The sequence below is a fragment of the Arcobacter venerupis genome (assembly GCF_013201665.1).
In the GTDB taxonomy this organism is placed as follows: Bacteria; Campylobacterota; Campylobacteria; order Campylobacterales; family Arcobacteraceae; genus Aliarcobacter; species Aliarcobacter venerupis.
Map to the genome: position 1 here is coordinate 1,513,690 of NZ_CP053840.1, position 17,523 is coordinate 1,531,212.

Annotated in this window: 16 protein-coding genes; 5 read left to right on the forward strand and 11 right to left on the reverse strand. The window is 24.0% G+C overall.

The window, feature by feature from the left end; all coding sequences use genetic code 11:
* Positions 1 to 172 precede the first annotated feature (172 nt).
* Both AVENP_RS07495 and AVENP_RS07500 read right to left on the reverse strand, forming a co-directional pair.
* On the reverse strand, positions 173 to 598 hold the full coding sequence (locus AVENP_RS07495; protein WP_128358524.1) for a hypothetical protein: 426 nt from the start codon (positions 596 to 598) through the stop codon (positions 173 to 175).
* Positions 599 to 731: 133 nt separating this feature from the next.
* Positions 732 to 1,178, reverse strand: coding sequence for a hypothetical protein (locus AVENP_RS07500; RefSeq protein ID WP_128358523.1), 447 nt, complete (start codon positions 1,176 to 1,178; stop codon positions 732 to 734).
* A 76-nt stretch (positions 1,179 to 1,254) separates the two neighbouring features.
* Between AVENP_RS07500 and AVENP_RS07505 the strand changes: the two genes are divergently transcribed.
* Genes AVENP_RS07505 through AVENP_RS07515 form a run of 3 tightly spaced genes read left to right on the forward strand, consistent with a single transcriptional unit; the run spans position 1,255 to position 2,400 of the window.
* Positions 1,255 to 1,578 (forward strand): helix-turn-helix domain-containing protein, encoded by a 324-nt coding sequence (locus AVENP_RS07505; RefSeq protein WP_128358522.1) that lies wholly within the window; start codon positions 1,255 to 1,257, stop codon positions 1,576 to 1,578.
* A complete protein-coding gene (locus tag AVENP_RS07510) occupies positions 1,575 to 1,964 on the forward strand; it encodes a hypothetical protein (RefSeq protein WP_128358521.1) in 390 nt (129 codons plus the stop codon). Before AVENP_RS07505 ends, AVENP_RS07510 begins: the two co-directional genes overlap by 4 nt.
* A gap of 40 nt (positions 1,965 to 2,004) precedes the next feature.
* Complete coding sequence (locus tag AVENP_RS07515) at positions 2,005 to 2,400, forward strand: helix-turn-helix domain-containing protein (RefSeq protein WP_128358520.1); 396 nt, start codon at positions 2,005 to 2,007, stop codon at positions 2,398 to 2,400.
* 45 nt (positions 2,401 to 2,445) lie between these two features.
* Here the strand turns inward: AVENP_RS07515 and AVENP_RS07520 are convergent, their stop codons facing one another.
* On the reverse strand, positions 2,446 to 2,838 hold the full coding sequence (locus AVENP_RS07520) for a hypothetical protein (protein ID WP_128358519.1): 393 nt from the start codon (positions 2,836 to 2,838) through the stop codon (positions 2,446 to 2,448).
* Between the two features lies 1 nt (position 2,839).
* On the reverse strand, positions 2,840 to 3,961 hold the full coding sequence (locus AVENP_RS07525) for a hypothetical protein (protein WP_128358518.1): 1,122 nt from the start codon (positions 3,959 to 3,961) through the stop codon (positions 2,840 to 2,842).
* 171 nt (positions 3,962 to 4,132) lie between these two features.
* On the opposite strand from AVENP_RS07525, the gene AVENP_RS07530 reads away from it, so the two are divergent.
* A complete protein-coding gene (locus tag AVENP_RS07530) occupies positions 4,133 to 4,825 on the forward strand; it encodes a restriction endonuclease (protein WP_128358517.1) in 693 nt (230 codons plus the stop codon).
* A gap of 127 nt (positions 4,826 to 4,952) precedes the next feature.
* Here the strand turns inward: AVENP_RS07530 and AVENP_RS07535 are convergent, their stop codons facing one another.
* From AVENP_RS07535 to ccsA, 5 genes are all read right to left on the reverse strand, one after another.
* Complete coding sequence (locus AVENP_RS07535) at positions 4,953 to 6,284, reverse strand: HNH endonuclease (protein WP_128358516.1); 1,332 nt, start codon at positions 6,282 to 6,284, stop codon at positions 4,953 to 4,955.
* 525 nt (positions 6,285 to 6,809) lie between these two features.
* Positions 6,810 to 8,102 (reverse strand): M20/M25/M40 family metallo-hydrolase, encoded by a 1,293-nt coding sequence (locus tag AVENP_RS07540; RefSeq protein ID WP_128358515.1) that lies wholly within the window; start codon positions 8,100 to 8,102, stop codon positions 6,810 to 6,812.
* A gap of 40 nt (positions 8,103 to 8,142) precedes the next feature.
* Positions 8,143 to 10,956 (reverse strand): transporter substrate-binding domain-containing protein, encoded by a 2,814-nt coding sequence (locus AVENP_RS07545; RefSeq protein ID WP_128358514.1) that lies wholly within the window; start codon positions 10,954 to 10,956, stop codon positions 8,143 to 8,145.
* Positions 10,953 to 11,675, reverse strand: coding sequence for a response regulator transcription factor (locus tag AVENP_RS07550; protein WP_128358513.1), 723 nt, complete (start codon positions 11,673 to 11,675; stop codon positions 10,953 to 10,955). Before AVENP_RS07550 ends, AVENP_RS07545 begins: the two co-directional genes overlap by 4 nt.
* 120 nt (positions 11,676 to 11,795) lie before the next feature.
* Complete coding sequence (gene ccsA / locus AVENP_RS07555; protein ID WP_128358512.1) at positions 11,796 to 14,561, reverse strand: cytochrome c biogenesis protein CcsA; 2,766 nt, start codon at positions 14,559 to 14,561, stop codon at positions 11,796 to 11,798.
* 135 nt (positions 14,562 to 14,696) lie between these two features.
* Here ccsA and cmoB point away from each other — a divergent pair, with 135 nt between their 5' ends.
* Positions 14,697 to 15,611, forward strand: coding sequence for a tRNA 5-methoxyuridine(34)/uridine 5-oxyacetic acid(34) synthase CmoB (cmoB, locus tag AVENP_RS07560; RefSeq protein ID WP_128358511.1), 915 nt, complete (start codon positions 14,697 to 14,699; stop codon positions 15,609 to 15,611).
* A gap of 22 nt (positions 15,612 to 15,633) precedes the next feature.
* Here the strand turns inward: cmoB and AVENP_RS07565 are convergent, their stop codons facing one another.
* Both AVENP_RS07565 and AVENP_RS07570 read right to left on the reverse strand, forming a co-directional pair.
* Positions 15,634 to 16,608: a GGDEF domain-containing protein gene (locus tag AVENP_RS07565; RefSeq protein WP_128358510.1), complete on the reverse strand. Its 975-nt coding sequence runs from the start codon at positions 16,606 to 16,608 to the stop codon at positions 15,634 to 15,636.
* A 9-nt stretch (positions 16,609 to 16,617) separates the two neighbouring features.
* Complete coding sequence (locus tag AVENP_RS07570) at positions 16,618 to 17,520, reverse strand: GGDEF domain-containing protein (RefSeq protein ID WP_128358509.1); 903 nt, start codon at positions 17,518 to 17,520, stop codon at positions 16,618 to 16,620.
* Between the last annotated feature and the right edge of the window lie 3 nt (positions 17,521 to 17,523).

The following is a 17,523-nucleotide window of genomic DNA, read 5'->3' on the forward strand; positions in this document are numbered from 1 at the left end:
GATTCGTTTTTTTATCTGTCTAATGTGCAAAGTTTTCTTTTGTTCTTAGGTATCATTTACAGCCTAACGCACTTCGTTTGTTCACACATTTTAAAAAAGTACAGTCAAACATATCAATCGAGCTTATATATCTTCTGTATTTTTTAAAATCGTGTTCTTAGTACTAGAAGCCTTATTTAACTGGAGTTTTAATCTCTTTTTCTTTATTAATATTTTCTGTTTTCATTAAATCGTGATATTTTTGCATTAATTGTTCAGGTGTATTTAAAACAGTTACTTTTAAAAATTCTGAATTATCATTTTTATTTGGTAAGTTACCATCAAGATTGATAACTACACCGTTATCTTTTAAATTTCTAAATAGTTTATTTAATTCTGCAACTTGAGCATTAGAATCACAAGGAATTCTAAATTCAACAAGTTCTTCTTTATCCACTTGTCCAAACTCTTCATTTTCATCACTAAATAGATTACTAGCTCTAAATTTTAAAGAGGCAGTATATGGACGACCTGAAAACTCACCCGCACCACCTGGCTTAATAAATCCAACTTGAAAAACCTCATATTTAACAACAAAACCTTTTTCTATAATTTCCATAATAACCCCTTTTTAAGTTTAATTTTTTTACATACCCCTTTAAACTAACGATAACAGCGGGGTAAAAGTGCTGTTACCGAGTGAGCTAACCCACTATTAAACATATTTAGTTTATATGCTTAATAGAGAGCTATTAGGCAACTTTAATTAGTCTTTCTTTTTCCCATACTAGAAGATTTAAAACTCTTTGTTTTAAGTCAATTTTATTTATGATTGAAAGTAATATTTGTCTATATTTATAGAAAGATTTTTTATTTGATTTTTTTTGTAAAAGTGTTGAGAAAGAGTTTAATTTTGTTAATCTATTAATTTGTGTTTGAGTAGCTTGAATTTGATTATCTATTGTTTGTATTTCATTTTCAATTTGTGGAGTAACTTTTATGTTTTCTAATTCATTTAATTTTGCTTTTAAAGATTGAATATGTTTAATAATTAAAGAAATTAACCTTTGATTACTTGCAATCATTAAATTATTTTCATAAGTAAATTTATTTTCATATTTTTCAATAAGAACTTTGATAAAGTTTATTTGTGTTTGATTTTGATAAAATGATGAGTTAGACTGTTTGTTTGATTGCATTTTGTTACCCCAAATAATAAATGTACTCTAATTATACAGAATATCTGAATAAAAGTCAATAGGAAATACAGAAATAATGAATAACTTTGAAAAAATCATACTTAAACTTAAAGAAGCACTAAATATAAGCTCTGATAAAGAATTGTCAATAAGATTAAATATGAAAACTAATACCTTTAGCGAGAGAAAAAGAACTAATTCTATACCTCATAATGAAATATTAGATTTATGTATTACAGAAAATCTGAATTTAAATGAAATTTATACAGATAATAAAGTTCTAAAAAATGAGATAAATTTTAAAGAAGAAATCATCAACAATTTAGAGCTACTAAATGAAAATCAAATAAAATATGTTTACCATATTACAGAAGCAGAAAAAATTAAAGGAAAAATATGAAAAGAAATTTAACAAAATTATTAGTATTAACAGCACTTGCAACATCATTAAATGCAGAAGTTCAAACAGTAAAAAATGAATTTATACTATCTAAAAATGAAATCAAAGATTGTCCTGAAAAAAATTTATTTACTACAAAAAATAATGATTCATTTACAATATGTAATAAAAATGATAAATCATATGAAATAACTTTTGAAACTGCTAAGCATAATCTTCCATTTAATAGACCAGTTAATTGTAACAATAAACAAAGTGAAGGTTATAAAATTATTGAACATTCAAACCATATAGAAAATATAGATGGATATATAAAAAATATTTATTCATGTGTAAATGAAGATAAAATTTTTATTGAAATTGAAGATAATAGATTTAAAAAATAAAATTTAAAAAAAATAAAATCTAAATTATAGAAGTAGAAATATGAATATAGAACTAGATGATAATAAATTAAAATTCTTTGATGAACTTTCAAAATTAAATAATACAACTATTGAAGAAAGTATTTCAAAATTTATTGGTGACAAATTAAATAGTATTGTTCATCTTGAAAATGGTTTTTATTACGACAAAAGCTCAAAAAGACTTTTTAACTCAGATAAACAAATAATTAAACTTACAAATTATGAAGAAGAATTTTTTGATTTATTAATAGCTAATTTAAATCAATTTGTAAGTCTAAATGAAATTTATAATCATATATGGGGTGAAGAAGTTTCTATATTTACATTAAGAAATATAGTAAAAAAGATTAGAACTAAATCATATTATGAAATTATTGTTAATAAAAGTAAAATTGGTTATAAAATAGTTTCATAATATATTAAAATATTTCCAAATAAAAAGTAAAAGATTACATTATTATTAATCTTTTAGAGAAACTAAAACAATATCTTTAATATTTGAAACTATTTTAAACAAGTTAAAACCTATTACTAATAATAATAAAATATAAATCACAGAAAAAATAAAATATATAACTAATTCAAAGTTAGATAACAATTCATCTATGTGAAAAAAAGACATTGTTAAAGAATAGAAAAAAGAGATAACCAAATATCTTGATAAATCAAATATTGTTTTTATAAACAATTCTGCATTTTTATGATTTTTAAACTCTTTTATGTAAATATTATTATTTTTTAAAGTTAATATCAAAGACAATGAAGTAATTAATAATCCAATTAGCAGAAGAGGAGTAAAAATAAATGACTTCATTAAACAAAAAGTATTAAAAATAAAGAAATTTAAATCCATGTTAACTCCTTAATGAAATTCTATCAAGAATTGTATTCAAATTACTATTATAAGCATTTAAAAAAATATAATTAGCTGATTCTAAAGAATCAAATTTAAAAGAAGCAGAAAATTTAAGTAATTCACCCATACTATTTGAATCAACAAAAGATCTAGAATTAGCTTTTTTTACTTTACATTCACTAATAAAACCAGTTTCTTTTAATAAAACAAACAATTGTGAAATTTTCTCATTATTTAAGTTATGACCTTTCTCTGAATTAACAGATATTTTAACTTCATGATTACTACTTTCTTTACCAAATAATTCAAAAATTGTTTCAAGATTTCCATTAAAACCATTTTTATTTAGTAAACTTTTTTCTGTACATTTATATGTGAAATTAAATTCTTTCATATCTGAATGATTTAATATATCTGAAAAATCGTCTTCATATACAGGATAATCTTTTAATTTTATTTTTTCTTTTATTAAAATATGAGAATTTAAATATTCTAAAATTTTTTTACAATCAAATCCATCAGTATTCTGTAAAATAGATAAAATATTAGTATTTTCAAGTTTCATAAAATTAAAATAAGTTTTATCTTTTTTTAATCTATTTAAATTATTTTCATAAAAATATAAACTAAATTTACCTAATTCATCAGACTCAATATCTATCTCCTCATTTATTAATATTTTATATATTTTATATAAACTAATTTTTGTGGATTTTAATTTTGTATTTAATTTATCATAATCTTTTAAATTACTATCAAATATTTTTTTTACTATTATTTTTTCATTATTTGTATATGTTTCTAATTCGATATTTCTTTTATTTAACTCATCAAAAGTATCAATATCTTCTAAAGGATTGGAAATTATTGCACTATTAATTTTTTTATCTGTAAATTTTGAAAAATCAAAACTTATATTTGATGGAACACACTCTTCAAAATTTTCTTCATTGATAAGATAATGTGATAATAAGGCAGAACATTTTGAACCTTTACAAAATCTTTCGCTATCTTCTAGATTTTCAATATAATTTTTCAATATAATTGAAATATCTTTATCTATAATGATATTTTTTTCAATATCATAAACATCTATTCGATAAAAATTAATAATGGCCAAATTAAAATCCTTTTAAAATAATAAAAATAATATCAGAAAAATAATTAAATAAAAGTCAGAACAAAAATTTAGTTATATTATAATAATTAAATTTATAAAAAAAATAAAAATGAGTCATTTGTGAGTCATTTCGTCGATATAATATTGCATCAAAAAATGTCAAGGTAAAAGATGTTCTCAAAAATAAAAAATATATTTAATAGTAAAAATAAAGAACTTGAATTAAAAGAAAGAGAATTAGAACTCAAAGTAAAAGAAATAGCTTTAAAAGAAAAAGAATTATTTCTTAATTATGCAGAAAAAAGAAGTGATAATTATTATAAAGAAAAATTAAATGAAAATGAAAAAGTATTTAAACAAACTTTAGAAGAAAAAGAAAATGAATTCAATCAAAAATTAGATACAGTTAAAAATGAAGAACCAATAACAAAACCTAAAAAAGAATTTAGAGAATATACAGAAGAAGAAAAAAAAGCATATGCTCTAAAGATGAAAGAAAAAAAAGAAAAAGGCAAAGAGTATGAAGAATTTGTTGCAGGATATTATAAACTAAATGGATATGAAATTTATCTACATGGAATAAAAAAGGGCAAAAAAGATAAGGGTATAGATATTATTTGCAGTAAAGATGAAGAATTGATTTTAATCCAATGTAAGAACTGGAAAGAAGATAGTAAATATAAAATCAATCACGAAAAATTAAAAGCTTTTGTTGGTTGTTGCACAGAGTATGTAAATGAGAATAAACTATTTGATAAAAATATCAAATTGAAGTTTATAACATCAAATTACATTCTTGATGAATCAGGTAAAAAGTTTTTACAAGAGAGTAAGACTTTACAGTATGAGATTTTGAAGTATTAAGAAATAAAAATATAGAACTGAAATATGTAATACAAAAAAAGTTGTGTTAGATATTTCAGTTTTAAAAGTTTTAATGAATAACTTTTATAATTGTAAATATGTTGTAGTAAATTAATAGAAACAAATCTTATTTATTAGCACTTTTTATCATTTCAATCAAAGCATCTAAAGACAATGTTTTATCTTTTCTTCTATGAATAATAGAATGACAATTTGCACATAATGGAATTAAATCATTTGATGGATCTACTTTAATCTCTTCAGCATTTTCAGATAAAGGCTTAATATGATGTATATGTATATAACCTTTCCCATATTCTCCATACATTTTTTGAAAATCAAAACCACAGGCTCTACAAATAAATCCATGAATCTTAATTGCTTTTTCTCTTAATCCTGGATCTCTCTCATAGTAAGTTACATATTTTGATTTTTTCTGACCTTCTATTGAAGATTCAAATGTATTCTCAATATCATTTATATCAGTATATTTTTTAGTTATATTGTCATTGATATTTTTAATTTCGAATGTTTTATCTATTTTAGAAACAATTGATAAATATGTATTTAAATCTATTGAACGAACGCCATTCCTCCAATAATTATTTTTCTTTTCTTCTGGAATGAACTCTAAATATTGTTCATTTTGTTTGGCCAAAATAGGTTTAGAAAATGATTTATAGTTTTCAATTATTGCAAATTTATCATTTTTAGAGCTATTTGTATCATTATATATTTCTCCAATTTCTGCTGTAGCAAAATAATGTGCTTTATCTGTTAATCTTTTATCTTTATATTTTATATTTTTTAATAAACCTTTATAATATATAACTTTGGTACCAGGTAAAAGATATTTAACATAAGAATTTGGAAAATGATATAAAATTCCTGTCTGATCTTCCCATTTAGATTCATCATTTTCAACAATAATAGTATATTGAGATAGTTTATATAAATTAGTTTCAATTTTTCTGAAAAATTTATCAGAATTAAGATGCGTAGATCTTTCAACATTTTCACAATATCGTTCAATTTGATTTCTTATTACATCATTTATATTTTTTTCTTGTGCCCCAAAATCATATAAATTATTTTCAATAATAGTGTGTTTGATTTCATCAATAGTTGAATCTTTTTTTAATAAAATGAAAGCCTCAATTATTGAATCTTTTATACTTTTTTCAACAATAGTAAATCCTAATTTATTACAAAGCTTAACAACAGTATTTTTACCACCTGAAAAGTCGTCATATAGAAGATGTTGCTCTTGTGGGAATTCATATTTAAATGAAACCCCAACTATAGCTTTTGAATCATATTCTTTACCATTATAATTAATATAATATTTTTTAGATTCTTTATAACCATAGTGCTTTAAAAATTCTTTTTTACCTAACTTATCATATTCTTTAATTGCAGCTTCAATTGAAGATCTACTTATATTATTAATTGGTGACATATATAAAAATATTCCTTTAATTTCTCTAATGAAAAGTATATAATAAAAATGTCTCATAAATGACTCATTCTAATTATTAATGAAAAAAATAAGGAAAATTTTGAAATTAATTCATTAATAGCGTGTTTAAAACCGTGTGATTTAAAATTATAAACTTTAATTAATACTAAAAAATAGGGCTTATTAAGATTTTCAAATACAGCTTATTGGTTTACCTATTAACTACTCAAATCCTTACAAAACTCAACAAATAAAAAATAATTCCCTATAATTTATAGATGGCTTTAAAAGACTAATTAAATATTTCCAAAAAGTTCACTATAAAATTAAAAAGATTGAAGTACAAATAAAAATTCATAATCAAAAAGCAGTAAATTAATATTACCATCTTTAGCTATAAGAGGGAGATTGGAGTTCTTTAAAGTATTAGAAACAGTATTATTCAAATTTAGTTACCTATAAAATTTATTTAAGACTATTAATAGTCTTAAAATTATTTAAAATAAAAAGAGATTTAATCTCTTTTTATTTTATCTCTTGAGTTATTTTTTTAACAATTTTATAAACATTTTCCACTGATTTTATAGAAACTTGTTCTTTTCGTGAGTGAGGGAAATTAATTGTAGGTCCAATTGAAGCTACTTTTATCAAAGGATATTTGTCTTTAAATATTGCACATTCTAGTCCTGCGTGGATTGCTTCGAGTGAAGCTTTTTTGTTAAACTCTTTATAGATTTCTAGAACTTTTGAAGTGAATTCATTAATATCTGGTTTCCATGCTGGATATTTTCCATTTGTTGAGACTTCAAAATTATAATCTTTTAGCATTTGAATTGTTTCATCTTTTAGATTTTTTAGATCATCATTGTCCATAGAACGACCACTTAATTCTATTTTTATCTCATCTATCCCTGTTTTAATAATTGCTAGATTTATTGATGTTTGAACTACATTTAACTCTTTATTCATAGCTCTTACACCATTTTGAAAATCATAGATGAAATCGATGATTTTATCATCATAGATATTTAAGTGTTCAGATTTTGCTGCTATTTTTTCTATCTTCATATTTTCATGACTAGAAATAGGGTTTGTTGAACTCGCAATTATTGCTTTTACATTTACAGGAATTGAGTTGATTCTTTCACCTCCATTTATATCAAGAAGTTTACCATTACATTCTTTTATGGTTTTTGCTAGTAGTTTTATACCATTTGGAATATTTTTATCAATATCAACACCACTGTGTCCACCTTGAAGTTTTCCTATTGTTATTTCGTATAAATCTAGATTATCTGTATTTGGAACTATTTTTTTATTTGAATTTGTTCCAAAAATATCAACTCCACCAGCGCAACCTATACAAATCTCACCTTCTTCTTCACTATCAAGATTTAACATATATGAAGCATTTAAAGGTAAGGCTAAATTATTTGCTCCAATTAATCCAATCTCTTCATCGCTTGTAAATAAAAATTCACCATCATAACCCTCAGACATTAAAGCAATCATATATGAACAACCAATTCCATTATCACTTCCTAAAGTTGAATCTTCGGCACTTAAAATGTCGCCATTTTGAACAATTTGAGGAACACAATTATCACTTAAACAAACAATATCATAGTGAGATTGAAAAGCTAGTAGGGCAGTTGAATTCTCTTTTTTACATAAAATATTATTTGTTTCATCAACTAAACATAAATAACCAAACTGTTTTGATACTTCTTTCATGTGATTTATAAATGGTTGGTGAGTTCCTGAACATCTTGGTATTGCTGTTATTGTTTTGAAAATTTCTATTATATTAGTACTCATAAAATTCCTTTAATTTTTTGTATTATATCTAAAATAATTTTTAGCTATTAAGAGGTAGACAAATTTCAAAAGTTGCACCTTTTTTATTGTTTTTTATAGTTAAAGTACCTTTACAATGCTCATTGATGATAGTCTTACTCATATAAAGACCTATACCTATTCCTTCTTTTGATTTCTTAGTAGAGAAGTAAGGATCAAAGATTTTATTTATTATGTCAGATGATATTCCTCCACCATTATCTTTTATTTGTATAATTGCATAACTTTCTTTCTTGAAAGTATTGATTCTAATCACTTTCTTTTCAATTTCATTTTCAACAAGAATATCTTCTGCATTTTTTAAAATTATTAATAAAACTTGTTGAATTTCATTTGTATATGAAAGAATTGTATTATTAAAACAATAGTTTTTAATTAGTTTTATATTTTTTGACTCAATTGATGTTTTTATAATTGCAATTGATTTATTAATTATGTCTTCAAGATTAGCATTTGTTTTTATTTTATCTGGTCTAAAAAAATCTCTGAAATCGTCAATTGTATGAGAAAGATGCTGCGAATAATTTATAATTAATTCCAACTCTTCTTCTAAATGAGCTGGTTCAATTTTTTCATCCATTAAATTTTTTAATAATAAATTATTTGTTGTTGCGCTTATTGCTGTTAGTGGCTGTCTCCATTGATGTGCAATCATTGAAAGCATTTCACCCATTTGTGCAAGTCTTGATTGTTGGATTAACTGTTTTGTTTTTTCTTGATTTTTCTTAATCTCTTCATTGATTTTTTCTTCCAAGTTATGAGTTAAGATTTCAAGTTTTTGTTCTAGATCTTTTCTTTTATTTATATCACGAATTACAGCATGAATTACTGAATTATTATCAATTTCTATAGATGTTAATACAACTTCAATCCATAAATGCTCATTTTGTTTGTTACAATGAACCCATTCAAAGCTACTAATTCCTTTACTTAATGCTTCATCGACTTTGTTTATAGATTTTATAGTTGAACTTTCATTGTTAGGTTGAAATTCTGGAGAAATATCACAAAAGAATTTTCCAATTAATTCATTTCTTGGATATTGTAATATTTTTATACTAGCTTCATTGCAATCAACAATCTTTTTCTCTTTTATTAATAAAACACCATCAGCTGATTTACTAAAGAGTTTCTCAAAAAGTTCTTTTTGTTTAGCAATTAATTTATTTTTATTTTCAATTTCATTATTTGCATTTTTTAATTTTTTATTGTGTTTATTTAAAATTATTTGTCTATATGCTACTATACATAAAATAATAAAAACAAAAGATAGTATTTTCCAAACAGTAGTATAATCAAAAGGCTCTTTTATGGATAAATTAGTCCATTTATTAAATATTATACTATGTTCATTTGAATCAATTTCATGGATGGTTTTATTTAATATTTCTAATAAAATTTGATTATTTTTTTCTACAGCAATGTTTATCTCAAATAACATATCTGTATATCTTGAAATAAAAATATTATTTAAAGCATATCTTGACATATAATAAGCGATTATAGGAAGTGGTTCTATTGCAAAATAGACTTTATTACTATTAACGGCTTCTAAGGTTTCATAGTTATTATTTGTTTCATAGATATTTAAATTTGGGTAGTTTTTTTTAATTATATCAGTGTAGATAGAATCTTTTTTTGTAGCCATTTTTTTATCAATTATTTCTTCAATATCTTGAATTACTGGTTTACTGTTTTGGGTAATAATTGCTAATTTATAACTAAGAAGAGGTTTAGTAAATTCTATAAATTCTCTTAAATCTGTTTCTTTTGAAATAATAGGAGAAATGTCACAAGTACCATTTTTAAGATAAGATGTAAGTTCTTCTTTATTTTTTACATCTATATATTTTATTTCAATATCTAATTTTTTTGATATTAAGGTAAATAAATCAATGTTTATACCTTGGAGTTTATTATCTTCTTTAAATTGAATAGGTACTAAATTTAAAAAGTTACATATTTTAATAGTTGGTTTGGTTTTGAGATAATCTTTTTCTAAACTTGTTAAAAACTTTTTTTTGTCTATAATATCATCAATATTAAACCATTTTCTTTTTAAATTAAGTAGCTCTTCATCTGAAATTGAGGCTTGGGCTTTATTTAAGATAGAATTTAATAAAGGTTTGTCTTTAGAAGTTGCCACACTAATATGACTTACTAATCTTTCATCATCTACATAATTAGCTGGAACAACTAATGAAATGTTTTTTGTAGAAATAATATAATCAAGTACATTCTTTTTATCAATAGTCGCATCTGCTTTTCCCAATGATAATAATTTCAAAGCCTCAACAGAATCTTTTACAAGAATTTGGTTTATTTTTGGATAGTTCTTTTCTATGAATTGTTGAGCAAAAAAGCCTTTTGGCATTACAATAGTTTTACCTTCTAGTTTTTTTAAAGAGTCTAAATCTTCATTGCCTTTTTTTACATAAATCGCATTTGCAGCTGAGTGAAATACTTTTGTAAAATTAAAAAACTTTTCTCTTTCATCATTTTTAGCAATATTAATAATTGCATCTAATTGATCATTTTTTAGCATATCTAAAAATTCATTCCATGATGGACCAGAAATGTATTTAACTTGGATATTTAGTTTTTTAGCTATTAAATTCATATAATCAATAATAAAACCTTTTGGAGTTCCATTTTCATTAAAGTTATAGGGTGGCCAGTATTGTTCATTATGTAATCTAAGAGGTTGATTGTTTTGTAAAAAAGTAATTTCTTCTTTTGTTAAATTATTTGTAAATTCATCAGCATTTAAAAAGCTCAAATATAAAAAAATAAAACAAAAAAGTATAAGTTTCATATTTCTTGCTTATATTTTAAAGAGTAACCATGGGAATAAATAGTTTCAAATAAATCACAATCTAATTTAACTCTAAGTCTTGACATTAAGTTTCTTATTTTTTTCATATCATTATCATAACAATCAAATATAAATGTCTCTATCTCTTTATAATCTTTAATTAAACTATTGCTATTTATAAATAATTTAAAAAGTCGTGATTCATTTTTGGAAAGTTTGATTTGTTCATTGTTTTTGAATAGTTGATTTGTGTTTTTATTCCAAATAAAATCATATTCTAGTTCTACATTTTCTTTTAGTAAATTCTCAAAATCATACTTTTCCATAATTTTAATCAACGTTTCACTTATTTGTTTTAAAGTATAAGGCTTTAAAATATATCCATCAATTCCTGCATTTATTGTTTTTATCAAATAGTCTGTATCATCATGTGCAGAAAGAACTATTATAGGAATTTTTTTATTGGTTTTTCTTATATATTCGATTAGAGATAATCCATCAAGCATTGGCATTTTAATATCAGTAATAATTAAATGATAAGAATCATTTTTTGAAAAAAGTTCTAAACCAATTTTTCCATTATTTGCAATACAAATATCTTTAAAAAAAGATTTCAGCATTTTTACTGTTTGAGTTTGAACTTCTATATTGTCTTCTACATACAAAACATTTAAATTTTTAGTATGTTTTATGAGGTCTCGCAATTTATCAACTTGCATCAATTTCCTAGATTATTTATTAACTATTCGTTAATTATACATTAATAAAAGTTTAGAGGAATTTAAATTTGATTAAAAGAAGTGATTTTAAGGGAACTAAATATTTAGTTCCCTTGAATTTTAGATAGCATCTTTCATATTTCTATTTCTGAATGCAAGAACTATGGTAATAACAACTAATGTTACTACATAATAAACCCACATAGGAATAGGAACAGGATCACCTGTTGCATAAGAGTGCATTCCTGATAAGTAAAAGTTTACTCCAAAATAAGTCATTAATATTGAAGAGAAAGCCAATACAGAAGCTGTTGCTAATACAAAAGGTGTAGATAAGGCTTTTACAAATCTTAAGTGTAAAACTATCGCATAAACTACAATTGATACATAAGCCCAAGTCTCTTTTGGATCCCAGCCCCAATATCTTCCCCATGATTCATTTGCCCAAACACCACCAAGAAAGTTTCCAATAGTAACAGCAGATAATCCAATAATTAATGAAATTTCAGTAATAGCTACCACTGTTTTTATTGTTTCATCAATATGTGGTCTATCTTTTCTAAAAATAAACATAATTAAAGTCATAAATCCTAAAATTGCTGCAAGTCCAAAAAATCCATAAGATGCTGTCAAAATCGAAACATGTATAGTTAACCAATATGATTTTAAAACAGGAACAAGGTTCGTAATTTGAGGGTCAATTCCTGTTAAATGAGCTGTAAACATAAAGATAGCAGCAACAATAACCGCAGCACTTAAAGCAAGAAGTGATTTTCTAAAGAAAATAACACCTGCAAATACAGCTGACCAAGAGATGTATAATAATGATTCATAAGTATCAGACCATGGTGCATGTCCTGAAATAAACCATCTGAATCCCATACCAAAAGTATGAACTGCAAATAATAAAGCTAATATTGTAAAAAATATTGTTGTAGTTTTTTTAGGTTTAATTTTTGGGTTAAATACTACAATAAATGCAACAATTAACATCACTAAACCAAGTAATAAATAAGCTAATGTAACTTTAAAGAAAATATCTAATTTATTAAATAGAATTTCATTATGAATTTTTGTTTCAGAAGGAATAATTTCACTTCCTGCTTTTTCTTGATAAATAGTCATCATAGATAAATATTTATTTGCTTCAGTCCAGTTATAATCAACAATTGAATTTATAAATCCTCTTGTCATACTTTCAACTGCTGCTTGATTTTGACCTTTGAAAATTTGCATAGCATCAAGTGGGTTATACCATTTGTTGTTATCTTTATTGTCTGCAGCATTTTCTTTTACTCTAGGATAGATATTAAATAAACTTCCATTAAATACAGAATAAATTATATTTAATCTTTCATCTAATTGAATAATGTCTTTTTCATAAGTTCCTCTATCCATAGGTTTTACTTGTAGAGCAACTTCTGCTTCACCTGCAAGTAAATATTTACCATCTTTAAATACTTCTGAAAATGCAATATATTTTTCATTTTCATCAACACCTAAGAATTTTTTTAATTTTGGAGTTTTAATTTTTATTACTTTTAAATCACTCCAAATATCAGGACGTGTAAGCATTCCTAAAACTACTTGATCTGGATTCATACCAAATAGAGTTGCTTTTCCACTTAATTTTTGAACGATTTCCAAATCTAAAGAAGATAATGGTTTCATTCTTCCACCAGTACTTTGTGTTACTAATTTTGCGAAATCTTCAGATGTTGCTTTAGATTCGTCTTTAAATTTATTTAAATAATCTAATATTTGAGTAGATTTTTGAGCTGTTTCATTAATATTAGATGAATTAGCAGCTTCTTCATTTGCTTGAAGTAAATTTGCTGAAAATAAGAATGTACAGGCAATTGCAAGTGAAGCTATATTTCTTGAACTTACAAATTTTGTTAGTTTCCAAAATCTTGATTTTTTATCAAAGAAGTTTAATAATAAACCAAGTGTTAATAAAAAGTATCCTAAATAAGTAGGCCATTTACCTGGGTCATTATTTACAGATAATACAGTTCCTGTTTCGTCAGGGAAATATGAACTTTGGAAAAATAAGAAATTACCTTCATGCATAGTTCTATTCATAAAAATTCTGTAATTATAACTTTCTTTATCTTCTTTAATAACAGTAACTTCTGATGCATAAGATGAAGGAGACATACTTCCTGGGTATCTATCTAATTGGAAGTCATTTAATTTAATTGAAAAAGGTAGATCTACGATTTTAGAACCATACTCTAACATAACTGTAACATTGTCAAATGCAAGTTCTCTTGAAATTCCTTGTTGACCTCTTAGTCCTGGAAGTTTAATTTGTTCAGATTTACCATCCATAGTTGCTTCAACAGTTAAAAGCCCCATTTTTGCAGACCCTTTTTTTGCAAACATAAAATCTTTATAATGAATATTGATTTTTTTATTATCAAAAACAATGTCATGTGAAAAGTTATTCATGCTTTTAAATAATGAGGTAAATTCTTTTTGATATTCTTGATAATAAACTTTATCACCATCTTTAATAGTAACTTGTAAGTATGGCTCCAAAGATAACATTTGATTTACTATTTTACCCTCAGGTATTTGCATAATACCTTCATAACCAGCATATCTTGTTATTCCTGCACCTATTAATATAATAACAAACGACGTATGAAAAATAAATCTTGGTTTGTTTTTCCACATTTTAAATTTGAAAATAATACCTGTTAAATTTATTGTAGTTAACACAAGTATCGTTTCATACCAAAGATTGTTATAAACTAAAACCCTCGCTGTTGATGTACCAAAATCATTCTCTATAAAGGTAGCATAACCAGCACCTATTGCTAATATAGCAAGTAAAATTAATGTTGTCTTAAAAGAGAATAAGACATTTGAAAAGTTCAATAAATATCCTTTTATTTTTTTTATTCAATGAATTATATTCATAAGAAGTTAATCCTGAGTTAATGAATGGTTGTTTCTTTGTTAATTTCTGTTAATTTAAGATGAATTTTTGACTTAAATATCTATAATTGCAAAATGAATTTAGAAATATTACAAAATAAAAAAAATGAATGTAGAACATGGAAAAATGTTGAACCTTGGTATCTACAACTTCAAACCGCTTGTAAAATAGAAAAAGAGAATTTGTCTATTGATTATGGTGATTGGTTTAGTGTAGGGATTAAAGAAAATTTAACAAAAGAAGAAGAAGAGATTATATTACAAACTGCAAAATCATTAATTCCTTGGAGAAAAGGTCCTTTTAAAATCTTTGATTTAGAAATTGATAGTGAATGGCAAAGTAATATCAAATATAATCTAATTAGACCATATTTTAATTTAAAAGATAAAATAGTTGCAGATATTGGCTGTAACAACGGTTATTATATGTTTAGAATGCTTGAAGATAAACCAAAAAGATTAGTGGGATTTGATCCGTCACCTTTGACTTTACATCAATTTGAATTTATAAATCATTTTGTAAAATCAGATATTGTTTATGAAATGTTGGGTGTTGAACATTTAGAATATTATAATCATAAATTTGATTTTATTTTTATGCTTGGAGTTTTATATCATAGACCAGATCCAGTTGGAACTTTAAAATCACTAGCTCGAGGCTTAAATAGCAAAGGTGAGATTTTAATAGATACTTTTATGATAGATGGAGATGAAGAGTTATGCTTAACTCCAAATAAAAGATATTCAAAAATCCCAAATATCTATTTTATTCCTACAATTCCTGCACTCAAAAATTGGCTTGAAAGAGCAGGGTTTGAAAATATTGAAGTAATAGCAACAACTATAACTACATCAGAAGAACAAAGAAAAACACCTTGGTCATTTGATCAAAGTTTAGAAGATTTTTTAGATGAAAATGATAAAACAAAAACAGTTGAAGGTTATCCAGCTCCCAAAAGAGTTTATGTAAAAGCTAGAAAAACTTTATAAGAATACTAAGAGATACTAAAGATTAAAATAAATCTATAGTATCTTCTGCACTTAAGTCACTGAATTTAAATAGTTGACTTCTTCCTTTATTTTTTGCTTCGTAAAGTGCAATATCAGCATTTTTAATACAGTCTGTTATTGTAGTATCTGAGTTTAATCTATAAACTTCAAATCCAATACAAATAGTTTTTTTCAAAAAATGGTTTTTTTCTTCATTTATTAAAATATTAACATCTGCGAAATCAGAAATAATTTTTTTAGCAATCTCTTCTGTTTGATATTCACTTGCATTATTTAAAACAGAAACTAAAAATTCATCTCCATTTAATCTTCCAACCATATCAAACTCGTTTATATTTGAGTGAATTACTTTTGCAAGTTCAATTAATACTTTATCTGCAATATCATAATCAAATTCATCAATTACAGCTTTAAAATGATCAATTCCAACCATTAAAAAGTAGATTTCATCTCTTGTATTATTTGAAAGTCTCAAATGAGTATTTAAATTTTCTATTAAATAATTTCTATTGTATACATTTGTTACAGAATCTAACGATGATGATTCTATAAAGTTTTTCTTTAAAATTCCACTTTGAACAATCGGAGAAACTTGAAAAAAAGCAGCTTCAATTGTTTCATATTTTACTTCTAAAATTTTAAAATGAACTTTAGAAGTAGCTCGAAATGAAACAGTAGCATTTAAACTTGTATGAGTATTTATAATAAAAAAATAAGATAAATCATCGTCTAAATAAAACTCTTCGCCTTTTTTTAAAATTATTTCTTTATAATTTTTATTTACATCAAATAAAGAAAAAGTAAGATTATCAATTTTAAATTCTTTATATAGCCAATTAAATATATCTTCTGCCATTTGCTTAATATTTGTAGCATACTGTAACTGTTCATGAAGATTAAATATACTAACTAAAGAATTATAATCGTCTTGATTTGTCGCTGATGATTTGATTAACTCTAAAATCTTATTTTTCATATATCACACCTAAAAGAAATCTATTTTATTTGTATCTTCTTCACTAAACATAAAAACTTGACTTCTTCCTCTGTTTCTTGCTTCATATAGAGCAATGTCAGATTTTTTTATGATTTCATCTATCGTAGTTGCATTATCAGGATATATTGAAATACCTCCACAGATAGTTTTCATAAGTATCTGTCTTGTTTGTTCATTTATTAAAACTTCTGTTTTGCTAAAATTATTAATCAATTTTTCTGATATGAGTATAGCATTGTTTTCATTAATTATATTTTGTAATATAACTAAAAACTCATCATCAGAAATTTTAATAACTAAATCTGACTCTCTAATACTATCTTTTAATGTAGCAGCTAGTGCTTTTAAAACTTTGTCTCCAACTTCATAATCGAATTCATCAATAACAGCTTTAAATTGATCAATTCCAATTTTTATAAAAGCAATTTTCTTTTGTTCTCTATTTGAAATACTTAATAAATTCCCAGCATAATTATCTAAATAACATCGATTATATGAACCTGTTAGGTGATCAATTAAAGACATTTCATTTAATGCTCTTTCCATGAATTTATTAAATAATGATTGAGAAAATATTAATAAAGACATTTGAATATTATCAAGATGTGTCTTTACTAATTCAAAATTAATTTGATTTTGAGATAGAAAATGAAATATAATTGTAGTGTTACAATTTTGTTTGAATTCTAAAGTATTTACTAAATAATTTTCATCTTTTTGGGCATATAAAAATAGATTTTGAATATTGTCATTTTTTTTTATGTCAATTTGTAAAAAATTTATATTATGATGTAATTTTAAATATTCAAATATATTTAAACAACTCTTATCTAAATCTGTCAATTTTAATTTTTCATTTTCATTAATTATTGTTTCACAAGAAAAATTCATGAA

What these genes read in the sequence shown, in the direction of transcription:
- AVENP_RS07545 (WP_128358514.1), bottom strand. Translation starts at nt 10,956, where the DNA reads ATGAAACTTATACTTTTTTGTTTTATTTTTTTATATTTGAGCTTTTTA.
- AVENP_RS07565 (WP_128358510.1), bottom strand. Translation starts at nt 16,608, where the DNA reads ATGAAAAATAAGATTTTAGAGTTAATCAAATCATCAGCGACAAATCAA.
- AVENP_RS07495 (WP_128358524.1), bottom strand. Translation starts at nt 598, where the DNA reads ATGGAAATTATAGAAAAAGGTTTTGTTGTTAAATATGAGGTTTTTCAA.
- AVENP_RS07535 (WP_128358516.1), bottom strand. Translation starts at nt 6,284, where the DNA reads ATGTCACCAATTAATAATATAAGTAGATCTTCAATTGAAGCTGCAATT.
- AVENP_RS07540 (WP_128358515.1), bottom strand. Translation starts at nt 8,102, where the DNA reads ATGAGTACTAATATAATAGAAATTTTCAAAACAATAACAGCAATACCA.
- cmoB (WP_128358511.1), top strand. Translation starts at nt 14,697, where the DNA reads ATGAATTTAGAAATATTACAAAATAAAAAAAATGAATGTAGAACATGG.
- AVENP_RS07530 (WP_128358517.1), top strand. Translation starts at nt 4,133, where the DNA reads ATGTTCTCAAAAATAAAAAATATATTTAATAGTAAAAATAAAGAACTT.
- AVENP_RS07550 (WP_128358513.1), bottom strand. Translation starts at nt 11,675, where the DNA reads ATGCAAGTTGATAAATTGCGAGACCTCATAAAACATACTAAAAATTTA.
- AVENP_RS07500 (WP_128358523.1), bottom strand. Translation starts at nt 1,178, where the DNA reads ATGCAATCAAACAAACAGTCTAACTCATCATTTTATCAAAATCAAACA.
- AVENP_RS07505 (WP_128358522.1), top strand. Translation starts at nt 1,255, where the DNA reads ATGAATAACTTTGAAAAAATCATACTTAAACTTAAAGAAGCACTAAAT.
- AVENP_RS07510 (WP_128358521.1), top strand. Translation starts at nt 1,575, where the DNA reads ATGAAAAGAAATTTAACAAAATTATTAGTATTAACAGCACTTGCAACA.
- AVENP_RS07520 (WP_128358519.1), bottom strand. Translation starts at nt 2,838, where the DNA reads ATGGATTTAAATTTCTTTATTTTTAATACTTTTTGTTTAATGAAGTCA.
- AVENP_RS07515 (WP_128358520.1), top strand. Translation starts at nt 2,005, where the DNA reads ATGAATATAGAACTAGATGATAATAAATTAAAATTCTTTGATGAACTT.
- AVENP_RS07570 (WP_128358509.1), bottom strand. Translation starts at nt 17,520, where the DNA reads ATGAATTTTTCTTGTGAAACAATAATTAATGAAAATGAAAAATTAAAA.